Source organism: Streptomyces sp. NPDC126499, from assembly GCF_040302485.1.
Lineage (GTDB): Bacteria > Actinomycetota > Actinomycetes > Streptomycetales > Streptomycetaceae > Streptomyces.
In genome coordinates, this window is the sequence record NZ_JBEOUO010000009.1 from 319,878 (window position 1) to 343,414 (window position 23,537).

Below are 23,537 nucleotides of genomic sequence, written 5' to 3' on the forward strand. Positions count from 1 at the left end.
GCCGCCACCCCCGGGCCACCGTATTTCGGGGGCGCCGGTCCCCCGCTCTCAGAGCCCCTCCGCCTTCACCGTGCCGGCGAGGGCCGCGATGGCGTCGGGGCCGACGCGGCAGCAACCGCCGATCAGTCGGGCGCCTGCGGTGCGCCAGGCGGCGGTCGTGGCCGGGTCGAAGGTCGCGCCGCCGTGCCAGCCGCGGGCGCCGGCGTCCCACCGCTCGCCGCTGTTGGGGTAGACCACGACCGGCTTGCCGGTCACCGAGGCGGCGATCTCCGCGGCCGGCCCGGCGTCCGCCGGGTCGCAGCAGTTGACGCCGACCGCGACGACCTGGTCGACGCCCGCGGCGAGCCCGAAGGCGTCCTCCAGGCGCTGCCCGGCCCGGGTGCGCCGGCCGTCGACCGTGTACGAGAGCCAGACCGGCACCCCGCACCCCTCGACGGCCCGCAGCAGCCCTTCGGCCTCGTCGGCGTCCGGAACCGTCTCCAGGGCCAGGACGTCGGGACCGGCCTGGGCCAGGACCTCGACGCGCGGCCGGTGGAACCGTGCCAGCTCGGCCGCCGTCAGTCCGTACCGGCCCCGGTACTCGCTGCCGTCCGCGAGCATCGCCCCGTACGGGCCGACGGAGGCCGCGACCCAGATCTCGCCCTCCGTCCGCTCGACCGCCGCCCGGGCGAGCTCGACGCTGCGGGCGAGCAGCCGTGCCGCCTCCTCCCGGTCGGTCCCGCGCCGGGCGAAGCCCTCGAAGGTGGCCTGGTAGCTGGAGGTGATCAGCACCTGGGCGCCCGCCCGCGCGTAGGCCGCGTGGGCCGCCTCGATCTGCTCGGGCGCGTCGGCGAGCAGCCGGGCGGACCAGAGCGCGTCGGACAGGTCGCAGCCCTGCGCCTCCAGCTGGTTGGAGAGCCCGCCGTCGAGGACGAGCACCTCCTCGGCGAGGGCGGCGGCGAGTGTGCGGGCGGGTTTCATCGGGTCACCCCAGCTACGAGCGGTCGAACGGTCCTGCGCGGAGATCGGCTCCTCTCCCCGCACGGTACCTCCCCGCCCCGCCTCACCCCCCTGCGCCCGCCCTGCCGCCGGGGACGGCTCGGACGACCGTGATGGCGGTGAGCAGGAGTCCCCGCTCGGCGAGCCAGCGCCCTTCGAGCCGGTCGGGCAGGTCGGGCAGGGCGGCGGCCGGCGGAGGGACGGAAAGGATGCGGGCCGTGAAGCCGCCGCCGAGGCGAGTGCCGGGGGCGGGGTGGCTGCCGTGGGCGGGGCCGTCGTTCAGGGTGAAGGTGAGGGCCGCGTCCTCGAAGTCCAGACGCTCACCGGTCCAGGGGTACCAGGACTTGTACACGGCCTCCTTCGCGCTGAACAGCAGCCGGTTCCATTGGACTTCGGGGGTCCCCCGCGCCAGATCGCGCAGGTGACGCCGCTCGCCGGGGAGGGCGATGGCCCCGAGGACGCCTTCGGGGACGGGCTCGTTCGGTTCGGCGTCGATGCCGAGGGCGGCGACGGCGGGCGAGCGTGCGGCGACCGCCGCGCGGAAGCCGGCGCAGTGGGTGATGCTGCCGAGGGTGCCCGCCGGCCAGACCGGCGCGCCGTGCGGGCCCGGAAGCAGCGCCGCGGCGGGCGCGCCCAGGCGCGCGAGGGCCTGCCGGGCGCACCAGCGGGCGGTGGTGAACTCACGGCGCCGGGTGTCCACGGCCCTCGCGATCAGCGCGGCCTCCGCCGGGTGGAGGTCGCCGGGTTCGGCGACGTCCTCGAAGGCGTCCACGGCGACGACGCCCTCCGGCACCAGGCGTTCGATCACCTGCCCTCCTCGGGCGTGAGCTCTTCGGGCAGGATGCGGCGGAGGCCGACCGCCGGGTGGCGCGGCCGGCTCCACTCGCGCGGGTAGCCGACCGACACCTCCTCGAAGCGCACCCCGTCGTACCAGGTGGTCCGGGGGATGTGCAGATGGCCGTAGACGACCGTGCGGGCCCGGAAGCGGAGGTGCCAGTCGGCGGTCCGTTCCGTGCCGCACCACTGCGCGAAGTCGGGATGGCGCAGGATCCGGGTGGGTTCACGGACGAGCGGGTAGTGGTTGACGAGCACCGTCGGCAGCTCCGGGTCGCAGGCCGCGAGGCGCTGCTCGGTCAGCGCGACGCGGGCCTCGCACCAGGCCTCCCGGCTCGGGTACGGGTCGGGGTGGAGGAAGAACTCGTCGGTGCAGACGATGCCGTTCTCCTCGGCGCGGGCGAGGGACTCCTCTTTGGTGGTGACGCCGGGCACGCGGAACGAGTAGTCGTACAGCACGAAGAGCGGCGCCACCGTGACCGGGCCGCCGGCGCCGTGCCACACGGGATACGGGTCCTCGGGCGTCAGGACGCCGAGGCGGCGGCACAGGGCGACCAGGTGCTCGTACCGCTCCTGGCCGCGCAGTCGGACCGGGTCCTCCTTCGGCGTCCACAGCTCGTGGTTGCCGGGTGTCCACACCACCTGCGCGAAGCGCTCGCTCAGCAGGGTCAGGGCCCACTCGACGTCCTCGGACAGCTCGCCCACGTCTCCGGCGACGAGCAGCCAGTCGTCGTCCGTCGTGGGGCGTAGTGACTCCACGATCGCCCGGTTCTGCCGGTAGGCGACGTGCAGGTCGCTGATGGCCAGCAGGCGTCCCTTGCTCTGGGTCATGCCGTCGTTCCTGTCGTCGGTCGGTTCCGGAGCGGCCCGAGGGCGCGACCGGACGTGCGGGGCGGGACGTGCGGGGCGGGAAGGTGGTGCTCACCCGGTGGTCACGAGGTCAGGAAGACCGCGTCCCAGTCCGTGGCAGATCCCTCCGCGGCAGGTACCTCCACGGTTGGTTCCTCCACGGTCGGTCCCTCCGCGGTCGGTCCCTCCGTGGCGGCCGGGTCCCTCGGCCCCTCGCCGTGCGCCGCCTCCGCGTAGCCGAGGAGGGCCAGGGCCACTCCGGCGGCGCCGTCGATGAGGGACGGGCTCTCCAGGACGACGGTACCGCCGGGAGTCCGGACCAACTGACGGTATCCGAAGGCGGATTCGGGCTCGTGGAGGGAGACCAGCGCGTCCGCCAGGCGGTCGACGCCGCGCCAGAGCGCCGGCTCCTCGGTACGTCGGGCGAGCCGGACGGCGGCGTGCAGGACACCGGCCAGGCCGTGGCAGAAACCCGGGTCGTCGCCGCCGAGTTCGGCGAGCGGGCGGGCGAGGAGGGCGGTCATCGCGTCGACGGCCAGGCGGGAGACGGCGGAGTCGCCGAGCTCCGTGCCCGCCAGGTGGAGCGCGCCGGCGATGCCGGCGGTGCCGTAACACCACCCGGCCCGCGTGGTCGCGCCCCGGGCGGGCGGCGCGGCGCCCGTCTCCTCGTCGAAGGCGACCCGGCCGGGCCACGCGACCGCGCCCTGCCCGTCCTCGTACGCGTGAGCGCCCAGCCAGTCGGTGATCCGCCGGAGCGCGTCGAGGATCCCCGGCACGCCGTGGCCTGCCCGGTGAGCCAGCGACAGGAGGGCGAGCGGTCCGCAGATGCCGTGGGCGATGCCCGCGTTGAAGTCGCCGCGCGGGTAGGCGGTCCGGTCGCGGGGCACCGCGTAGCGCTCGGGGGCGCACCACCAGCCGGGGACCTCGACGCCGTCGACCCGCCGCGGTTCGGTGAGCGCGACCAGCAGGGCGAGGACGTCCTCCAGGGCCTCCGCGGCCCGCTCGTCACCCCGGACGGCCGCCGCGAGGAGGGCCCTGCCCTGGCCGGTGAGGCCCGCGACGACGTCGTAGTCGAGGTACGACAGCCCGGCGTCCCGGCGCTCGCGCAGCGCGGCGGCCCGGGCCCGGGCGTGCCCGGCGAGCACGCCGGTGCCGCGTGCGAGCAGCCGTGCGTAGCCGCCGGTGGCCTCGGCACCGAGCAGCGCGGGCAGCACGAGGTTCCCGACGGCGGCGGGCCCCTCACGCGGGGCGAGCGCGGCAGCGGCGGCGAGATGCGCGTGCGCGGCGGCGCGCCACGCGTCGTCGTGCCGCGCGCAACGGTCGTGCAGCAGCGCGACGCCGGGATGCCCGAGCAGCACGGAGGCCGGCTGCCACCCGGGGAGCATCAACTCCCCCGGCACCCCGGCGAACTCCGCCTCGGTGACCCGGGCGACCCGCTCGGGATCCCGCAGTCGCTCGGCGACGTCGACGGCGATGCGCAGCGCGGAGCCCCGCACACCCGCGCCGGTGGCGGTGCCGCCATCCAGGCCGGCAGGTCCGGGGCGCCACCCGTGGGCCCGCTCCGGGCCGGGGCGAGAGCCCTGGTGGGCGTCGCGGGCCGGGGTCGGGTGGCGACCGGATTCAGCGGTGGGGGCAGGGCCGGGGGCGGGCGCTATGTCGGCTCCCTCCGGGCGAAGCCCCGGACCAGGGCCCGACCCCAGGTCGGGGCCACGGACCGGCACCACGTCGGCCCGCTCCCGGCCAAGTCCCGGACCAGAGCCGAGGCCCAGGTGGGCGTCGCGGGCCGCGACCGCATCGGGGCCCAAGCCGCGCGCAGCGGCTGCGGCACGTCCGGGGGCCGGCACCATGTCGGCTCCCACCGGGCGAAGCCCGGGACCAGGGCCAGGGCCCAGCTGGGCGTCGCGGGCCGTGGCCGCATCGAGGCCCAGGCCATAACCCGGCGCAGCGGCTGGCCACAGGCGGGCGTCGCCGTCCGAGGACTGGGGGTGACCGGGTTCAGCGGTTCGTGCGGGGCCGGAGGCCGGCGCCGCGTCGGGGCCCAGGCCGGAGCCGGACCCCAGGTCGGGGCCACGGACCGGCGCCCCGTCGCCTCGCTCCCGGCGAAGCCCGGGACCAGGGCCAGGGCCCAACTGGGCGCCGCGGGCCGTGGCCGCGTCGGGGCCCAGGCCGGAGCCGGGCCCCAGGTGGGGGCCATGGACCGGCGCCCCGTCGGCCCGCTCCGGGCCAGGGCGCGGACCAGAGCCGGGGCCCACGCGGGGGCAACGCGCCGGGGCCGCGTCGGGGCCCTGGCCCGGCTCAGTGGCCGAGGCCGGGGCAGGGGTTTCGCCGGTCGGGTCGACGCGGGGGGTCGGGGTCATCGGTGGTGCCTCTTCCTGCTGAGGGCGAGGGCCAGGCCCTCGCGGGCCGTCACGTGCGCGAGGACCTCCTCCTCGCGGCGGGGGCCGAGGAGCCGGTTGCAGTGCATGTGCGCGAGGCTCAGGGCGACCGGGGCCCGGTGGGACGGGGCGAGGGCGCCGCGCAGGGCGGTCAGCGTCTCGGCGCGGGCGGCGCGCGTCGGGGAATCGGGGGCGCCGGTGAAGAGGTCGGCGACGGTCTCCTTCGTGGCGCGGGCGACCTCCGCGCGCCGGGCCAGGAAGCGGGGGTCGCCGAGCCAGTCGAGGGCCTGCTCCGGGCCGCCGAGCCCGGTGAGCAGGTCGAGGATGCCGAGCGCGGCCCGCGCGACCACGGGCAGGCCGCCGCCGTCACCGGCCAGCTGCGCCAGCACGGCCGCGCTGTCCGCGTGGAAGACGCGTTCGGCGTGGCCGAGTGCCGCCGGCCCCCCGTACCGCTCGATCTCGGGGTCGTACGTGTCGAGCACCAGCCGGCTGGTGAGGCCCGCGTCCCGCAGTTCCTCCGCCCACTCCCGTACCGCAGGCAACAGCACCGGCCACAGGGTCTCCGGCTTTCCCTGGAAGCGCAGGCGCAGATGCGGGTCGGGGTCCGCGTAGCGGAGGAAGAACCAGCCGTCGGGTCCGGCGGCACGCACCGCGTCCGAGTCGACGAGCCGGCTCACGTGCCGGGAGAGGACCAGGTCCTGGAGGCTGTCGGGAACGTACAGCTTGGCGTACAGCCACTCGCCGCCGGGCAGCACGGCGCGCCGCCCGGCGGGCGTCGGCGCCGCGACGGGCCTCGCGGTCGGGGCGGCCTCGGCGCGCGGCCGGCGGGCGAAGAGCGGGACGACCAGTTCGCAGGCGTGCGGTCCGTCGGGCCCGGCGAACCAGCCGGTGCCCTGCGGGCCGCCGTACCACTCGGTGATCGCCAGGCCCTGCGGCCGCTTCACCTCGTCGTGCAGGACGAGCAGATGGCGCGGATCGTCGAGGTCGACCGTGACCCGGTTGTCGGCCCGGCCGAGCAGCACGTACGGGGGCACCCCGAGGCGCAGCCGCCACGCGGCGACGGCGTCGCGCCAGCCCGGGTCCGTGCCGTCGGTACGGGCGGCGGCGTCCTGGAGCGCGCTGTCCGGGAGCCAGCGGGCGGGCGCGAGCACGGTACGGCCCAGCCGGACCCGGGGCAGGGCCGGGGCGGCGGCCCAGGACCCCCAGTTCCAGGGGGCGCACCAGTCGTGGCCCTCGTAGCCGAGATCGAGCAGGAAGCGTGCCACGTACGGCAGATGGCCGCTGGCGGGATTCAGCATCGAGTGCGACACCGGGCGCACCGTCCGGCCCGTCGGCGTGTGGACGAGCCACATCCGGTTCAGGTCGGCGTGGACGGCGAGGTCCTCGGGGCGCAGGTCCGTGACGTCGCCGAGGGCGGCGGAGGCCGGGACGCCGAGCGGGATGCGGTAGGGAAGCAACGGGGGAACGGTGGCGACGTTCGCGGAACGGGCGACGCGGGGCCGGTACGCGACGGTGGCGACCAGCTCACCGGTCGGGGCCGGGGGAACGGCCAGAGCCGGAGGAACGGCGGCCGGAGCCGGGGGAACGGCCAGAGCCTGGGGAACGGCCGGAGCCGGGGGAAAGGCCGGGGCCTGGGGAACGGCCGGAGCCGGTACCGGGGCCCCCGCCGGGTCCTCCGCCACGGCCCCCGCCGTGAGCTCTACGGCCCGGCCCGCCGGGCCCTCCGCCCCCGCCTGGGCCCGGCCGCCCGTCCCCTCCGCCCGCGCGACGATCGCGCCGAGCTCCGCGCCGTCGTCGGACAGCACCGGGGCGAAGCGGCCGAAGGTGGCGCCGGCGCGGGGCGAGCCGGGGTTGGCGCCCAGGATCAGGTGGAAGTCGCCGGCGAGCAGGGCCTCCCAGCTGTCGGCCGCGAGTTCGGCGCCCAGTTCGAGCGAGGCCGGCACCGCGCGCTCCGCAGCGGTGCCGTCCGCCGGCCGGCGCCGCGCGCCCAGGGCGTCCAGCGTGGTGTCGTCGAGGACGATCTCGGCGATGCCGTTCCCGCTCCCGGCGGGGCTCCGCAGAGCGGCCAGCAGCAGTTCTCCGAGGAGCCGGTCGCGGCGGCGGCCGTCCTCCGAGGGCGCCGTCGGTTCGGCCGGTGTGCCGTCCGGGCCCGCGCCGCTCCGGTAGGACTCGGGGAGGCCGAGGCCGCGCGCCTCGTCGAGGAGTTCCAGCAGCGGTACGGCACGCTCGGTGCCGTACCGCTCCAGGAAGGCGAGGTGGTACGCGCGCAGGTGCGGCATGCCCGGTCGGGTTGCCGTGGTGCGCCAGAGGGCGGCGGCGGCCCGCTCGGCCTCCCGGGCGACCTCGGCCGGCAGGACGAGCCGGGCGTCCAGCCGCAGGTCCGACTGGACGAGGTCGTCGGCCTCGCGCAGCTCCCGCATCCGGGCGGTGACCTCGGCGAGCGCCGGGCCGCGCCCGTCGGGCGGTGCCGTGTCCAGGGCGGTGAGCCCGTCGCGTATCGCGGCGAGGGCCCGGGGCAGCGGGTGGTCGGCGCCCGCGAGCCGGTCGAGGACGTGGTCGAGCGGGGCCGTGTGGTCGGGCGGTGGCATCAGGTCGCTCAACAGGAAGCCGCTGCGCACCAGTTGCTCCACCGTCCGCTCCACGGTCGCGACCGGGGCCGCGGGGAAGCGCTCGGCGAGTCCGGCGACCAGCTCGGCCCAGGCGACCGGCTCGGCGGCCCGCTCCAGGACGTGGGCGACGACCGCGCTCGACCGCACGGAGTGGGCCAACTGCCGCTTTCCACTGGGGTCGTGGTGGTCGACGAGGACCACACGGCCGTCCCGTACGGTGCGCAGGGGGTTGGCGGTGAGGGCCGCGTGCTCGCGCAGGCCGGGTGCCGTGACGACCTCGTCGGCGAGCAGGCCGTACAGCCAGGCCGCGTCGGGCCGGCTCGCGCTCCGGTGCGCGTTCCCCACCTCCCGCACCGCGTCCGTACCGGTACGGGCGAGCGCGACGCCCGCGAAGTGGCCGAAGGGCGTGGCCCGGAAGGTCGTGCGGAGGTGGTACTTGGTCAGCGAGACGACCGTCCGCAGCAGCCGCCTGCGCTTGACCGGGGCCCCGGCCCGTGTCTTCTCGGCCTCGTCGGCGAGGCTCGGGCTGGCGAGCCGTACCGCCGCGAGGAAGACCGGGTCGGCCGTGAGCCGCACGACCTCGGCCCGCAGCGCCTCCTCGGACGCGAGGTCGACCGCGCCGGACGCGGAGGGCGCGCCGCCGGCACCGGACACGGAGGGCGCGCCGACGACCGCACCGGACACGGGAGCCGTGCCGCCGGCACCGGACGCGGGAGCCGCGCCGACGGCGGGTGGCAGGGGGCGGGCGGCGGCGCGCAGCAGCACCGTCCCGGCGGCCTCGAAGATCTCGCTGTCCGTCACGTGTCCGTCCCCGGTCCGTTCTGTGCGTGCGTGTGGGCATGCGTACGTGGCAGTGACATGGGTGCGCCGGGCGGCGCGGGCCCCGGAGGGCCGTGCCGCCCGGCGCGCGATCAGCCGGTGGGGCCGATCAGCAGTGCCAGGACGTGACCGGGCAGGAAAGACAGGTGCCGGTGCCCGTGAAGGACTTGGCCTCCATCGCCGGGGCGTCCTGGACCACGACCTCAAGGTCGAGGTCGAGATCGAACTCCAGCTCTGCGGTCAGTGCGGTCGCCATGTGTTCCTCCAAGGAATCGCGGTCGCTGCGGCGGCCGGGTCGGCCGGCCGCCGATCACGCCGTGGTGCGGAGCAAGATCTAGACGGGCTCGCCAAACCACCCCTTAAGAGGGGCTAATCCCGTTCTGATGCCGTTCTCCCGGCACGTCCGCAAGACCCGGCACAGACGGCTGCAAGGGCGGCTTTAGAACGCTCGCCAAGCATGGCCGACGTCGCACCCGACGTACGGGAGAGCTGGGAATGGTCGAGAAGACGGACGACGACACGCTGCGGTCGCTGCACGAGCGGGGCCGGGTGGCCGCCGAGTACCCGCGGGTACGGGCGCTGGTCGGCGCCGCCGACGCCGCCGGACGGCGCTGGGCGGGCAACCTGCTGGCCCGTATCGGCCCGGACGCCGTGCTCGCCGAACATCCGGACACGCCGGTGGTGTCGGTGGCCTTCACCGGGCACAGCACCGTGTCCGGGCTCGTCCCGCCGGTCACCGCCGAGCTGGCCCGGCACGGACTGCTGCTGCGCCCGCACGTGTCCGACTTCGACAGTTACGTCTTCGACCTGTCGGACACCGGGAGCGAGCTGTACGCGGCGAAGCCCGACGCCGTCGTGTGCCTGCTGGACGCCTCGGTCGTCTTCGACGAGGTCCCGCTGCCCTGGCGGCCCGACGACGTGGCCCGGGTCTTCGACGAGAAGCTGCGGCTGCTCGACGGGCTCGCCGGCGTGTTCGACGGTGTGGGCCGCGGCACGCTGGTCCTCAATACCCTTCCGCTGCCGCGCGAGTGGCCGGCGCAGCTGGTCGCGCTGCGCGACCGGGCGCGGCTCGGCGCGGTGTGGCGGGAGGCCAACGCGCGCCTGCTGCGCCTGATGGACGAGCACCCCTCGCTGACCGTCCTCGACCTCGACCCGCTGCTCGGCGCGGACCTGCCGCTGCGCGACGACCGGCTCGGCGTCTACACGCACACCGAGCTGTCGCCCGAGGCGCAGGCGGCGTACGCGGGCGAGCTGGCCGACGTGCTGCGCGCGGCCACCGGGCGGGCGAAGAAGGTCCTGGTCCTCGACCTGGACAACACGGTGTGGGGCGGGATCCTCGGCGACGACGGGATCGAGGGCATCGAGGTGTCCGGCTCCTACCGCGGCGAGGCCTTCCGCAGGCTGCAGCGTGCGACGCGGCAGATCGCCTCGCAGGGCGTGCTGCTCGCCGCGGTCAGCAAGAACGACCTGGAGCCGGTCCGCGAGGTGCTGGCGTCGCACCCGGACATGACGCTGCGCGAGGACGACTTCGTCCGGGTGGTCGCCAACTGGCGTCCCAAGCACGACAACCTGCGCGAGCTGGCCGCCGATCTGAACCTCGGCGTCGACAGCTTCGTGTTCGCCGACGACAGTCCGTACGAGTGCGGCCTCGTCACCCGCGAGCTGCCGGACGTCGCCGTGGTCGCACTCGACGACGAGCCGGCGCTGCACGTCGAGAAGCTGCTGCGGGACGGCTGGTTCACCGTACGGGACGTCACGGCCGACGACCTGAAGCGTCCCGAGCGGTACCGGGAGGAGCTGGACCGCAAGGACTTCCTGGACAGCTTCTCGTCCCTCGACGACTACCTGCGCGAGCTCGACGTCCAGGTGCGGTTCGCCGACGCCACGCCCGCCGAACTGGCCCGGGTCTCGCAACTGACGTTGCGCACCAACCAGTTCAACCTGACCACCGAGCGGCTCCAGGAGGCCGAGGTGGCCGAGCGTGCGGCCGCGCCGGGCTCGCTCGTCCTGACGATCCGCTCCGGTGACCGGTTCGGTGACAACGGCATCGTCGGCGCCGTCCTGGCCCACCGCGAGGACGACTCCCTCGTCATCGACAACTTCCTGCTCAGCTGCCGGGTGTTCGCCCGTGGCATCGAGCAGGCCTGCCTGTCGGCGCTCCTTTCCCACGCCCGCGAGCAGGGCCTGAGCACGGTACGGGCCGGATACCGGCCCTCGGCCAAGAACGGCAAGGTGCGGGACTTCTATCCCGCGAACGGCTTCGCGCCGGACACCCCGGACGGCGACGTCGACAGCTCGCCCGTCCTCTTCCGTCACGACCTGGCGGACATCACCGCACCGCCGGAGCACGTCCGGCTGACCCTGAGCCTGGGAGGGCTGCTCCAGTGAAGAACCTCGACGACTTCCTCACCCTCGTGGAGAGCGAGATCGGTCTGTCCCTCACGCCCTCGACGGTCGGCGCCGGGTTCGACGAACTGCCCGGCTGGGACTCGCTCCACCTGCTGACGCTGCTCACCGCGATCGAGCGGGAGACCGGGCGGCGGGTGCCGATGGCGCAGGTCCTGGAGTCGACCAGCCTCCACGACATCTTCCTGCTCACGGCGGCGGGGACGGTGGAGACATGACCGGCGCCTTTGCCGGGTCCGGTACGACGGTGCCGGTCCGCCGAGGCCCGGCCCCCGGCCGGGGGCCGGCCGGCTCGGCGTATCTGCTGCCCCGGCAGCCCGACCCGACGCGGGCGCCGCTGCGGCTGTTCTGCTTCCACCACGCGGGCGGCGCGGCCTCCTCGTTCTCCGGCTGGCAGGAGCGTCTGGGCGGCGGCGTCGCCGTCGTTCCGGTGCAGCTGCCCGGCCGCGAGCACCGGGTCAAGGAGCCCCGGCTGCGCGACTTCGCGCGGCTCGTCGACGAGCTCGACGAGGCGCTCGACCCGCTGCTCGAGGCTCCCTACGCCTTCTACGGGCACAGCATGGGCGGCATCGTCGCCCACGAGCTGACCCGGCGGCGGGTCGAGCGGGGTCTCACCCCGCCCCGGCAGCTCCTGGTCGGGGCCTGCCCTCCGCCGCACCGGCCGCACCTGGGCGACGGCGTCCCGCCGGAGCGGCGCACCGACGAGGAGCTGACGGCGTGGATGGCCGGTCTCGGCGGGCTGCCCGAGCTGGTGCGGCGTTACCCGGAGTGGCTCCGGCTCGCCGTGGCCGTGCTGCGCGACGACCTGAGCCTCGTGCACAGCCACAGCCACGGCCACGGCCACGGCCACAGCCACGGTTCCGGTGCGGGGGCCGCCGCGGTGCTCGAACCGCTGCCGGTCCCGGTCCGCGCGCTCGCCGGGTCCAGCGACCCGCTGGTGCCGCCCCGGCTCGCCGCCGAGTGGGGCCGCCACACGACGGCCGACTTCCGGGTGTTCACCCTGGCCGGCGGGCACTTCTTCCACCGCTCGGCGCCCGGGATCGTGCTCCGGCTCGTCGCCTCGCTGCTCGCCGCCGAGCGCACCGCCCGGTCCTGAGGGCGCCGCCCCGGCGTCCCCGGGGCGCCGCCGCCTAGCGCACCGCCCGGTCCTGAAGGCACCGCCCCGGCGTCCCCGGGGCGCCGTCCGGCACCTCGGACCTCCCTCCTCGTATCCCCCCATCCCGCCCCTCCACCCCTCCACCCAGCTCGACCTGAAACCCGCGCACACCGAAATTCGGAGACGGTAGACGATGACTGCTGCACCCCACCCCGTCGTACTGTGGCCGGTCTCGGCGCCCGGGCCGGCCTCGCTGCGAGCCCGCGCCGCCGCGGCCGCGGAACTGCTCGACAGTCTCCCCGGCCTGTCCCCGGCGTCGGCCGCGGCCGCGCTGACGGCGGCCGACGAGGCCGCCGGGCACCGGGCCGTGGTCCTCGGCCGGGACCGCGACGAGCTGCTCACGGGGCTGCGGGCACTGGCGGCCGGCCGGACCGAGGACGCCTCCGGCGCCGAGGTGCGGCGGGGCCGGCTGCCCGAGGACGGTGCGGCGCCCGGGGCCGTCTTCGTCTATCCCGGATTCGGCGCGCACTGGGACGGCATGGCCGTCGACCTGCTCGACGGCTCCGCGGTGTTCCGGGACAGTCTCACCGCCTGCGCCGACGAGCTGCGCCCGCTGGTCGGCTGGGACCTGCTCGATGTCCTGCGGGGCGCCGAGGGCGCGCCGGGGCTGGAGTCGGCGGCCGTCGTGATGCCGGCCCTGGTGGCCGTGATGATCGCGCTGACCGAGGAGTGGCGCTCGCTGGGCGTCGAGCCGGTCGCGGTGGTCGGGCACAGCATCGGCGAGATGGCCGCGGCGCACGTGTGCGGGGCGCTGCCGCGGGCCGAGGCCCTGCGGATCGCGGCGGTGTGGGGTGCGGCCCTCACCGACGGACTCGCGGGCGGCCACGGCATCGTGGCGGTGCTGCTGCCGGCCGAGGAGACGCGGGAGCGTCTCGTGCCGTGGGGCGACCGGATCGGTCTCGCCGCCGTCAACGGTCCCGGCTCGGTGACCGTCTCGGGCGAGGAGGAGGCGCTGGGCGAGCTCGAGGCGGCACTGGCCGCCGAGGGCGTGCGCACCCGCCGGATCCGGTCCGACGTGCCGGTCCACGTGGCGCAGGTGGACGCGATCATGGACCGGCTGCTCGCGGAACTGCGGACGGTCCGGCCGGCCTCGTCCCGGATCCCGTTCTACTCCTCCGCGCTCGGCGCCGCGGTGGACACGACGGAGCTCGACGGTGCCTACTGGGCGGGCCAGTTGCGCCGTCCGGTGCGGTTCGAGTCGGCGGTACGGGCGCTGCTCGCCGACGGTCACGGCGCGTTCCTGGAGGCCGGACCGCATCCCGTGCTCAAGATGGCCGTCGAGGAGACGGTCGAGGACACCGGTCTGGCGGCGGACGTCGTGGTGGCCGGGTCGCTGGTGCGCGACCGCGACGGGCGGCAGGCCCTGGCGGCCACCTTCGCCGACCTGTGGGCGCACGGCCTGCCCGTCGACCTGACCCGGGCGGCGGCCCTTCAGGAGGGCGAGGGCCGAGGCGGGGAGGACCAGGGCGCGGAGGGCCGGAGCGCGAAGGATCGGGGCGTCAAGGAGCAGGGCGCGAAGGACCAGGACGCGAAGGACCAGGGCGCCAAGGACCAGGGCGCCGAGGACCAGGGCGCGGAGGAGCCCGTGCGTCTGGAGCTGCCTCCGTACGACACCGCCGCCGACGCCGCCGAGGCGGCCCGCACCGTCACCCGGCTCCGCGCGGAACTGGACGCGTCGACCGAGGAGGAGCGCCGCCGGCGCCTGCTGGAGGTCGTACGGGAGCAGACCGCGGACGCGCTCGGGGCCGGCCGGGGGGCCGCGATCGGCGCGCCCGGCGACACGTTCCGCGACCTCGGCCTGGAGTCCTCGGCCGCCGTCGCGCTGCGCAACCGTCTGGCCGAGGCGCTCGGCCTGCGCCTGCCCGTGGCCGTCGCCTTCGACCACCCCACGCCCGACGCGCTCGCCGCGCATCTGCACGCGCTGCTGTACGAGGCGGCAGCGACGCCCGCGCCCGCGGGCCGCCGCGCGGACGTCGACCCCGGCGAGCCCATCGCGATCGTCGGCATGGCCTGCCGCTACCCGGGCGGGGTGTCCTCGCCCGAGGACCTGTGGAAGCTGGTCAGCGAGGGCACCGACGCCATCGGGCCCTTCCCCGAGGACCGGGACTGGGACGAGGACCTGTACGACCCCGATCCGGAGGCCGCCGGCAAGTCCTCGACGGCCCGCGGCGGTTTCCTCTACGACGCGGGGAAGTTCGACGCCGGCTTCTTCGGCATCAGCCCGCGCGAGGCGACGGCCATGGACCCGCAGCAGCGGCTGCTCCTGGAGACGGCCTGGGAGGCGTTCGAGCGGGCGGGCATCGACCCGACGACCCTGCGGGGCAGCGACACCGGCGTCTTCGCCGGCACGTACGGCCTGGAGTACGGCCCGCGGCTCGCGGACGCCGCCGAGGGCGGCGTCGACGGCTACCTCCTGACCGGCCAGTTCGGCAGCGTGGCCTCCGGCCGGATCGCCTACACCCTCGGCCTCGAAGGGCCGGCGATCACCGTGGACACGGCCTGCTCCTCGTCGCTGGTGGCGCTGCACCTCGCGGTGCGGTCGCTGCGGCAGGGCGAGTGCTCGCTGGCGCTGGCCGGCGGCGCCGCGATCATGGCGAGCCCCGGTATGTTCGTCGAGTTCAGCCGTCAGCGCGGGCTGTCCCCGGACGGCCGCTGCAAGGCCTTCTCGGCCGCGGCCGACGGCACCGGCTGGAGCGAGGGCGTCGGTCTGCTGCTCGTCGAGCGGCTGTCCGACGCCGTGCGCAACGGTCACCCCGTCCTCGCCGTCGTGCGCGGCTCCGCGGTCAACCAGGACGGCGCGAGCAACGGCCTCACCGCGCCGAGCGGCCCTTCGCAGGAGGCCGTCATCCGTCAGGCCCTGGCCGACGCGGACCTCGGCGCGGACCAGGTCGACGCGGTCGAGGCGCACGGCACGGGCACCCGCCTGGGCGACCCGATCGAGGCCCAGGCGCTCATCAACACGTACGGCGCCGGCCACGGCACCGAACGTCCGCTCTGGCTCGGCTCGTTGAAGTCGAACATCGGTCACGCCCAGGCGGCTGCCGGTGTCGCCGGTGTGATCAAGATGGTCATGGCGATGCGCAACGGGGTCCTCCCCCGGACCCTGCACGTCGACGAGCCGACCGACCACGTCGACTGGTCCAACGGCACCGTCCGACTCCTCACCGAGGAACAGCCCTGGCCGGCCCGCGACGACCGGCCCCGCCGCGCCGGCGTGTCGTCGTTCGGGATCAGCGGAACGAACGCACACGTCGTCATCGAGCAGGCCCCCGAAGCCCCCACAGCCACCGACGAGCCGGAAGTCGCCTCGCTGCCCTGGCTGCTGTCCGCCAAGAACGAGCAGGCCCTGCGCGACCAGGCACGACAGCTCCACACCTACACCACCGAACATCCCCACACCCCGGCACACCAGGTCGCCGCCGCACTCGCCGCGCGAGCCCGCTTCGACCACCGCGCCGTCATCGACACCACCGACCGCGATGAGCTCCTCACCGCGCTCGCCGCACTCGCCGACGGCGCCGAGGCACCCGGACTGACCACCGGCACCGCCCTCACCGGCAAGACCGCCTTCCTCTTCACCGGCCAGGGCAGCCAGCGCCTCGGCATGGGCCGCGAACTCTACGAGTCCGACCCGGTGTTCGCCGCCGCCTTCGACGAAATAGCCGCCCTCTTCGACCAGCACCTCGACCAGCCCCTGCGCCAGGTCATGTGGGGCAAGGACGCGGCGACGCTCCACCAGACCCAGTACGCCCAAGCGGCCCTCTTCACCCTCCAGACCGCACTCCACCGCACCCTGACCCACCAGGGCATCACCCCCGACGCCCTCATCGGCCACTCCATCGGCGAGATCGCCGCCGCCCACGCCGCCGGCGTCCTCCACCTCACCGACGCCGTCACCCTCGTCACCGTCCGCGGCCGCCTCATGCAAACCGCCCGCGACGACGGCGCCATGCTCGCCGTCCAGGCCACCGAGGACGAGGTCGTCCCGCTGCTGTCCGACGGTGTGGACATCGCGGCACTCAACGCGCCCGGTTCGCTCGTGGTCTCGGGCGACGCGGAGAAGGTGGCCGCGCTTCAGGAGCACTTCACGGTGCTGGGCCGCAAGACAAGCCGACTGACGGTCAGTCACGCCTTCCACTCCGCGCACATGGACGAGGTTCTGGAAGAGTTCCGGTCCGCGATCGCCGGCCTGACCTTCCACGCCCCGAAGATCCCGGTCATCTCCAACGTCACCGGCCGCCCCGCCACCGGCGACGACCTCCGCACCCCCGACTACTGGGCACGACACATCCGCGGAACCGTCCGCTTCCACCCCGGCATCCAGCACCTCGACACCCACGGCACCACCCGCTACCTCGAACTCGGCCCCGACGCCACCCTCACCGCCCTCGCCCAGCAGACCCTCGACAACCCCACCGCCGTCCTCGCGCCCACCCTGCGCAAGAACGCCCCCGAACCCACCACCCTCGCCACCGCCGCCGCCCGCCTCCACACCGCCGGCCACACCCCCACCACCTGGCAGCCCCGCACTCCCACCCGTATCCCTGCGGGGCTGCCCACCTACCCGTTCCAGCACGAGCACTACTGGCTCTCGTCGCGGCGGACCGGCACGGACGTCACGTCCGCCGGGCTCACCGCCACGGACCACGCGCTGCTCGGTGCGCTGGTCACGCTCGCCGACAGCGACCAGCTCGTCCTCACCGGACGAATCTCGCTGCGCACCCACCCCTGGCTCGCCGACCACACCATCTCCGGCACCCCCCTCCTGCCCGGCACCGCCTTCGCCGACCTCGCGCTCCACGCCGCCGGTCTCGCGCAGGTCCGTACGGTGGAGGAACTGACCCTGGAGTCCCCGCTGCCGCTCGGCGCGGACACGGCGGTCACCCTGCAGGTGACGGTGGAGGCGGCGGACCCGTCGGGCCGCCGGGCGATCACCGTGCACTCCCGTGCCGACGAGTCGGAGCCGTGGACCCGGCACGCCTCGGGCACGCTCACGGACGCCGCCCCGGCCGCCGAGCCGATCGCGTGGCCGCCGCCGGGCGAGCGGGTCGACCTCACGGGCGCGTACGAGCGGCTCGACGCGCACGGATACGCGTACGGGCCCGCCTTCCAGGGCCTCACCGCGCTCTGGCGCGACGGCGACGACCTCTACGCCGAGATCGAGCTCCCCGAAGGCGTCGACACCACCGGGCACACCCTCCACCCGGCCCTCCTCGACGCCGCCCTCCACCCGCTGGTCGACGGGGCCGAGGGCCTGCTGCCGTTCGCCTTCGGCGGCGTGACCCTGTACTCGACGGGCGCGACCCGGCTGCGGGTGCACGCGGCCCCGTCCGCCGACGGCGGTGTCACCCTGCGTCTGGACGACCCGGCGGGCGCGCCCGTCGCGGTCGTCGAGTCGCTGGTGCTGCGCCAGGTGGAGGCCGGCCGGCTCGCGGACGGTGCCCGGCGCCAGCCGCTGTTCACCGTCGCCTGGCAGCCGTCCGTGGCCGCCGTGGCCGAAGAGCGCGAGGACCACGAGCACCGGGTGGTGCTCGGCGCCTCGCCCGAGGCCGGGGAACTCGCCGCCGCGCTCGGCGCCGAGGCGTACGCGTCGCTGGACGCCCTGCGGGCGGCTCTGGACGCCGGCACGGCGACCGCGCCCGGACTCGTCGTGCACGCGGCCCTGCCGGCCGGCTCCGGCCCGGCCCCGGCCGAGGCCCGCGGGACCGCGCACGAGGCCCTGGCGACGGTGCAGGCGCTGCTGGACGACGAGCGGTTCGCGGACACCCGGATGCTGGTCGTCACGCGGGACGCCGTGGGCACCGCCGCGCGGGCCGCCGCCGGGGGCACGGCCCCCGAGGTGACGGCGCGGGGACTGGCCGCCGCTCCCCTGTGGGGCCTGCTGCGTTCGGCGCAGTCCGAGTACCCCGGGCGTTTCGCGCTCGTCGACGTCGACGGGGCCGCCGAGTCCCGGCAGCGGCTGCGGACCGTGATCGCGTCCGGCGAGCCGCAGAGCGCGGTCCGCGCGGGCGAGATCCGGGTGCCCCGGTTGGCCCGGGTCGCCGAGGACGCGCCGACCGCCTCCTCCGCGCCCCTCGCCGCCGAGGGCACCGTCCTGATCACCGGCGCCTTCGGCCGGCTCGGCCGGCTGCTCGCCGAGCACCTGGTCGCCCGGCACGGCGTACGGCATCTGCTGCTCACCAGCCGTCGCGGCCCCGAGGCACCCGGCGCGGACGAGCTCGTCGCCCGGCTCGCCGCGGCGGGTGCCGAGGCGCGGGTCGTGGCCTGCGACACCTCCGACCGGGAGGCGCTCGCCGCGCTGGTCGCATCGGTGCCCGCCGAGCGTCCGCTGACCGCGGTCGTGCACACGGCCGGTGTCCTCGACGACGGCGTGGTGACCGCGCTGACGGCGGAGCGGCTCGACACCGTGGTGCGCCCGAAGGCCGAGGCCGCCTTCCACCTCCATGAGCTCACCGCGGACCTGGACCTGGCCGCGTTCGTCGTCTACTCCTCGGTGTCGGGTCTGATCGGCGCGGCCGGCCAGGCGAACTACGCCGCCGCGAACACCTTCCTCGACGCCCTCGCCCACCACCGCCAGGCGCTCGGCCTTCCGGCGACCGCGCTGGCCTGGGGCCTGTGGGGCGAGGGCGGCATGGGCGAGAAGCTCGGTGGCTCCGACCTGGCCCGGATGGCCAGGTCCGGAGTGGTGGCGATGACGGAGGCCGAGGCCCTCGCCCTGTTCGACGCGGCCTTCGGCCGCCCTGAGCCGCTGCTCGTGCCCGCCCGGCTCGATCTGGCGGCGGTACGGTCGCGGGCGGCGACCGACGGCGTGCCGCCGCTGCTGCGCGGCCTGGTCCGCGCGCCGCTGCGCCGGGTCGCCGCGGCCGCGCCGGCCGGTGACGGCGGTCTCGCCGCGGAGCTCGCCGGTCTCGACGAGGCCGGGCAGCAGCGCAGGATCACGGAGCTGGTGCGGGAGCAGGCGGCGGCGGTGCTCGGTCACGCGTCGGCGTCGGCCGTCGACGTCAGCACCGGCTTCAAGGACCTCGGCTTCGACTCGCTGAGCGCGGTGGAGCTGCGCAACCGGATCAACGCGGCGACCGGGCTGCGGCTTTCGGCCACCCTGGTCTTCGACTATCCCTCGCCGCAGGCCCTGGTGGCACATCTGCGCGAGCGGCTCACCTCCTCGGGATCCTCGGGCGCCGCGGGCGGATCCGCGCTCGTCCCGGCGGCGCGGGCCATGGCCGGGAGCGGGGCGGACGACGCGTACGAGCCGATCGCGATCATCGGCATGGCCTGCCGTTTCCCGGGCGGGGTGGCCTCGCCGGAGGACCTGTGGCGGCTGGTGAGCGAGGGCCGGGACGCGATCGGGCCGTTCCCCGAGGACCGCGGCTGGGATCTGGAGAACCTGTACGACCCGGACCCGGAGGCGGTCGGCAGGTCCAGCACGGACCAGGGCGGATTCCTCTACCGCGCGGGCGCGTTCGACGCCGAGTTCTTCGGCATCAGTCCGCGCGAGGCGACGGCCATGGACCCGCAGCAGCGGCTGCTCCTGGAGACGGCCTGGGAGACCTTCGAGCGGGCCGGCATCGACCCGGGCGAGGTGCGCGGAAGCGACACGGGCGTGTTCGCGGGCACGATGTACCACGACTACGCGCCGCACGTGCAGCACATGCCGCAGGAGCTCGAAGGCATCCTGCTGACGGGCACGCTCGGGAGCGTGGTGTCGGGCCGTATCGCCTACACCTACGGCCTCGAGGGGCCGGCGATCACCGTGGACACGGCGTGCTCGTCGTCGCTGGTGGCGCTGCACCTGGCCGCGCAGTCGCTGCGGCAGGGCGAGTGCTCGCTCGCGCTCGCGGGCGGCGCGACGGTGATGGCGACTCCGGGCACCTTCGTGGAGTTCAGCCGGCAGCGCGGGCTGTCGCCGGACGGCCGCTGCAAGTCGTTCTCCCGTGCCGCGGACGGCACCGGCTGGAGCGAGGGCGTCGGTCTGCTGCTGCTTGAGCGGCTGTCGGACGCGCGCCGCAACGGCCACCCGGTGCTCGCGGTCGTCAGGGGCACGGCCACCAACCAGGACGGTGCGAGCAACGGCCTGACGGCGCCGAACGGGCCCTCGCAGGAACGCGTGATCCGCCAGGCCCTCGCCAACGCCCGCCTGACGGCCGACCAGGTCGACGCCGTCGAGGCCCACGGCACGGGCACCCGCCTCGGCGACCCCATCGAGGCCCAGGCCCTCATCAACACCTACGGAAACGAGCGCGACGCCGAACACCCCCTCTGGCTCGGCTCGCTGAAGTCCAACATCGGCCACACACAGGCCGCGGCGGGTGTCGGCGGCGTCATCAAGATGATCATGGCGATGCGGAACGGGGTGCTGCCCCGGACCCTGCACGCGGAGGATCCGACGGACCACGTCGACTGGTCCGACGGCACCGTGCGGCTGCTCACCGAGAACCGGCCCTGGCGGCCGGCCGACCGGGAGCCGCGCCGCGCGGGCGTCTCGTCCTTCGGCATCAGCGGCACCAACGCCCACGTGATCATCGAGCAGGCACCGGAAGAGGCCGCCGCGGACGCGGAAGTCCGGGACCTTCCCTGGCTGTTGTCGGCCAAGACCGGCGAGGCCCTGAAGGAGCAGGCCCGCCTGCTGCACGCGTACGTCACCGAGCACCCGGACGCTCCCCTGCGCGAGGTCGCGGCCTCGCTCGCCGCCCGCGCCCGCTTCGACCACCGCGCCGTCGTCGACACGGCCGGCGACCGCGAGGCGCTGCTCACGGCCCTCGCCGCCCTCTCCGAAGGCGCCGAGGCCCCGGGGCTGACCGCGGGCACCGCGCTCACCGGCGGCACCGCGTTCCTGTTCACCGGCCAGGGCAGCCAGCGGCTCGGCATGGGCCGCGAACTCCACGCCGCCGACCCGGTGTTCGCCGCCGCCTTCGACGAGGCGCTCGCGGCGCTCGACGGGCATCTCGACCGGCCGCTGCGGGAGGTGATGTGGGGGGAGGACGCGGAGCTCCTGAACCGCACCGAGTACACGCAGCCGGCCCTGTTCGCCCTGCAGACCGCGCTCTACCGGGCGCTCGAGCACCGGGGGGTCGTCCCCGACCAGCTGGCGGGCCACTCCATCGGCGAGATCGCCGCCACGCACGCGGCCGGCGTCCTCGGCCTGGACGACGCGGCCCGGCTCGTCACGATCCGCGGCCGGCTGATGCAGGCCCTGCCGGCCGGCGGGGCGATGATCGCCGTACAGGCGACCGAGGAGGAGGTGCGGCCGCACCTCACGCCGAGGCTGTCCGTCGCCGCGCTGAACGCGCCGGACTCGACCGTGGTCTCGGGCGCCGAGGAGGACGCGCTCGCGGTGCGCGACGCGTTCGCCGCACTCGGCCGGCGCACCACCCGGCTCAAGGTCAGCCACGCCTTCCACTCGCCGCTCATGGAGCCGATGCTCCGCGAGTTCGAACAGGCCGTCGCGGACATCCGCTTCCGGCAGCCGTCGATCCCGCTCGTCATGAGCGGCGACCCGACGACCGCCGCCTTCTGGACGGCGCACATCCGCGACACGGTCCGCTTCACCGACCACGTCCGCGTCCTGGAGGAGCGCGGGGTCGTGCGGTACGTGGAGCTCGGCCCGGACGCGATCCTCACGGCCCTGGCCCGGCAGTCGCTGTCCGGTCCCGCCGTGCTCGCCCCGGCCCTGCGCCGCGGCGGCGACGAGGCGGCCACGTTCGGCGCGGCCCTGGCCCGGCTGCACGTCGGGGGGCTCTCCCCCGTGGACTGGCGGCCGGACCGCACCCCGGCGCATCCCGAGGACCTGCCGACCTACCCCTTCCGGCAGGACCACTACTGGCTCACCCGCCGCGCGGAGCGGACGGGCGGCGCCGGATCCGGGCACGCGCTGCTGGACTCCGTGGTCCGGTTCGCCGACGACGACGGGTTCGTGCTGACCGGGCGGCTGTCCCGGCGCGCCCACCCCTGGCTGGAGGAGCACGCCGTCGGCGGGACGGTCCTGCTGCCCGGCGCGGCCCTGGTCGACCTGGCGCTGCACGCGGCGGACCTCGCCGCGGCCGGGTCGGTCGACGACCTGACCCTGGAGGCCCCGCTGGTGCTGCCCGAGTCGGGGGCCGTCGACCTCCAGCTGAGGGTCGGCGCGCCCGACGGGGCGGGCCGGAGGCCGCTCGCCGTGCACGCGCGTCCGGCGGACGGCGGCGAGGAGGCCGCCGGGGCGGGTGACGGGGCGGACTGGACCCGGCACGCGACCGGCACCCTCGCCGCCGGCGCGCCCGACGGAGCCTCCGGGGAGCACCTGTCCTGGCCGCCGGCCGGAGAGCCGGTCGACCTCACCGACGCGTACGACGCGCTCGCCGCCCGCGGGTACGCGTACGGACCGCTGTTCCAGGGCCTCACGGGGCTGTGGCGGGACGGCGACGACCTGTACGCCGAGGTCGCCCTGCCCGACGGCGGCGGCGAGGTCCAGGACACCGCCGCCGGCACCGGCACCGCCGGTCACGTGCTGCATCCCGCGCTGCTCGACGCCGCGCTGCACGCCCTGCTGGTGGCCGACCCGGAGGCGCCGCTGCGGGTGCCGTTCAGCTGGTCGGGCGTCTCCGCGTACGCCGAGGGTGCCCGGGCGCTGCGGGTGCGGCTGCGCAGGACGGGGCCGGACACGGCGGCCCTGACGCTGGCCGACGCGACCGGCGCGCCGGTGGCGGAGGTGGCCGAACTGGCCCTGCGCACGGTGGACCTGGGTGCGCTCGCCGCGTCCTCGGCGGGTTCCCGCGATCCGCTCTACGTGCTGCGCTGGCGGCAGGTTCCGGTGGAGCGGCCGGCGGATCCGGACGCGCCGGCCGCCTCGTGGGCGACGCTCGGCAAGGACGGCGGCGCGGTGGCCGACCGGCTCGGCATCCGGGCCCGGCACGCGGACCTGGCGGGGCTGCGGGCCGCGCTGGACGCGGGCGAGCCGGTGCCGTCGGTGGTCGTGCTGCCCTGGCGGGAGGACGGCGACGACGTGCTCGCCACCGCCGACACCAGCGCGGTCGACGCGCTCGCCGTGGTGCAGGAGTGGCTGTCCGACGAACGCCTCGCCGACACCAGGCTCCTCATGGTCACGTGCGGCGCCGTCGCGGCGGGGCCGGATCCCCGGGTGACGTCACCGGGCGTGTCGACGGTGTGGGGCCTGCTGCGGACCGCGCGGCAGGAGACGGACGGCCTGTTCACCCTGGTGGACCTCCCGCCGGCCCCGGACACCGACGGTGCCGTGGGCGGGCTCGGGGACGACTGGGCGGCGGAGGCGGAGTCGCTGCCGGCCGTGGTCGCCACCGGGCGGGGCGAAGTGGCCGTACGGGGCGGGCTGCTGTTCGCCCCGACGCTGGCCCGCGCCGAGCGTGACCGCCCGGCCGGGACGGCGGCGGGAGCCGAGGGCGCGCCGGGCGCGCGGGTGTTCGATCCGGAGGGGACGGTGCTGATCACCGGAGGCACCGGCGCACTCGGCAGCCTCCTCGCCCGCCACCTCGTCACCCACCACGGCGCACGCCACCTCAT

The 23,537-nt window shown here is 75.9% G+C and carries 10 protein-coding genes; 4 read left to right on the plus strand and 6 right to left on the minus strand.

Features of this window, described 5'->3' with window-relative positions:
- Positions 1 to 48 precede the first annotated feature (48 nt).
- From mmuM to ABTZ91_RS16675, 6 genes are all read right to left on the minus strand, one after another.
- The gene (gene mmuM, locus ABTZ91_RS16650; RefSeq protein ID WP_352077873.1) at positions 49 to 960 is read right to left on the minus strand and encodes a homocysteine S-methyltransferase; all 912 of its coding nucleotides are present in this window, start codon (positions 958 to 960) and stop codon (positions 49 to 51) included.
- 82 nt (positions 961 to 1,042) lie between these two features.
- The gene (locus tag ABTZ91_RS16655; protein WP_352077874.1) at positions 1,043 to 1,786 is read right to left on the minus strand and encodes a 4'-phosphopantetheinyl transferase superfamily protein; all 744 of its coding nucleotides are present in this window, start codon (positions 1,784 to 1,786) and stop codon (positions 1,043 to 1,045) included.
- Positions 1,783 to 2,643: a metallophosphoesterase gene (locus ABTZ91_RS16660; protein ID WP_352077875.1), complete on the minus strand. Its 861-nt coding sequence runs from the start codon at positions 2,641 to 2,643 to the stop codon at positions 1,783 to 1,785. The genes ABTZ91_RS16655 and ABTZ91_RS16660 overlap by 4 nt, the downstream gene beginning before the upstream one ends.
- Positions 2,644 to 2,744: 101 nt before the next feature.
- The gene (locus tag ABTZ91_RS16665) at positions 2,745 to 4,157 is read right to left on the minus strand and encodes a lanthionine synthetase C family protein (RefSeq protein WP_352077876.1); all 1,413 of its coding nucleotides are present in this window, start codon (positions 4,155 to 4,157) and stop codon (positions 2,745 to 2,747) included.
- Between the two features lie 857 nt (positions 4,158 to 5,014).
- Positions 5,015 to 8,446: a lantibiotic dehydratase gene (locus tag ABTZ91_RS16670; RefSeq protein WP_352077877.1), complete on the minus strand. Its 3,432-nt coding sequence runs from the start codon at positions 8,444 to 8,446 to the stop codon at positions 5,015 to 5,017.
- A 127-nt stretch (positions 8,447 to 8,573) separates the two neighbouring features.
- The gene (locus ABTZ91_RS16675; RefSeq protein ID WP_352022414.1) at positions 8,574 to 8,720 is read right to left on the minus strand and encodes a hypothetical protein; all 147 of its coding nucleotides are present in this window, start codon (positions 8,718 to 8,720) and stop codon (positions 8,574 to 8,576) included.
- Between the two features lie 239 nt (positions 8,721 to 8,959).
- On the opposite strand from ABTZ91_RS16675, the gene ABTZ91_RS16680 reads away from it, so the two are divergent.
- The 4 genes from ABTZ91_RS16680 to ABTZ91_RS16695 form a co-directional block, all read left to right on the plus strand.
- Entirely contained in the window at positions 8,960 to 10,852 is a 1,893-nt protein-coding gene (locus ABTZ91_RS16680; RefSeq protein ID WP_352077878.1) for an HAD-IIIC family phosphatase, read from the plus strand.
- Positions 10,849 to 11,088, plus strand: coding sequence for an acyl carrier protein (locus tag ABTZ91_RS16685; protein WP_352077879.1), 240 nt, complete (start codon positions 10,849 to 10,851; stop codon positions 11,086 to 11,088). Before ABTZ91_RS16680 ends, ABTZ91_RS16685 begins: the two co-directional genes overlap by 4 nt.
- Positions 11,085 to 11,966, plus strand: coding sequence for an alpha/beta fold hydrolase (locus tag ABTZ91_RS16690; protein ID WP_352077880.1), 882 nt, complete (start codon positions 11,085 to 11,087; stop codon positions 11,964 to 11,966). The genes ABTZ91_RS16685 and ABTZ91_RS16690 overlap by 4 nt, the downstream gene beginning before the upstream one ends.
- 193 nt (positions 11,967 to 12,159) lie before the next feature.
- Positions 12,160 to 23,537 (plus strand): SDR family NAD(P)-dependent oxidoreductase (locus ABTZ91_RS16695; RefSeq protein ID WP_352077881.1); only part of this gene is annotated, 11,378 nt, incomplete at its 3' end.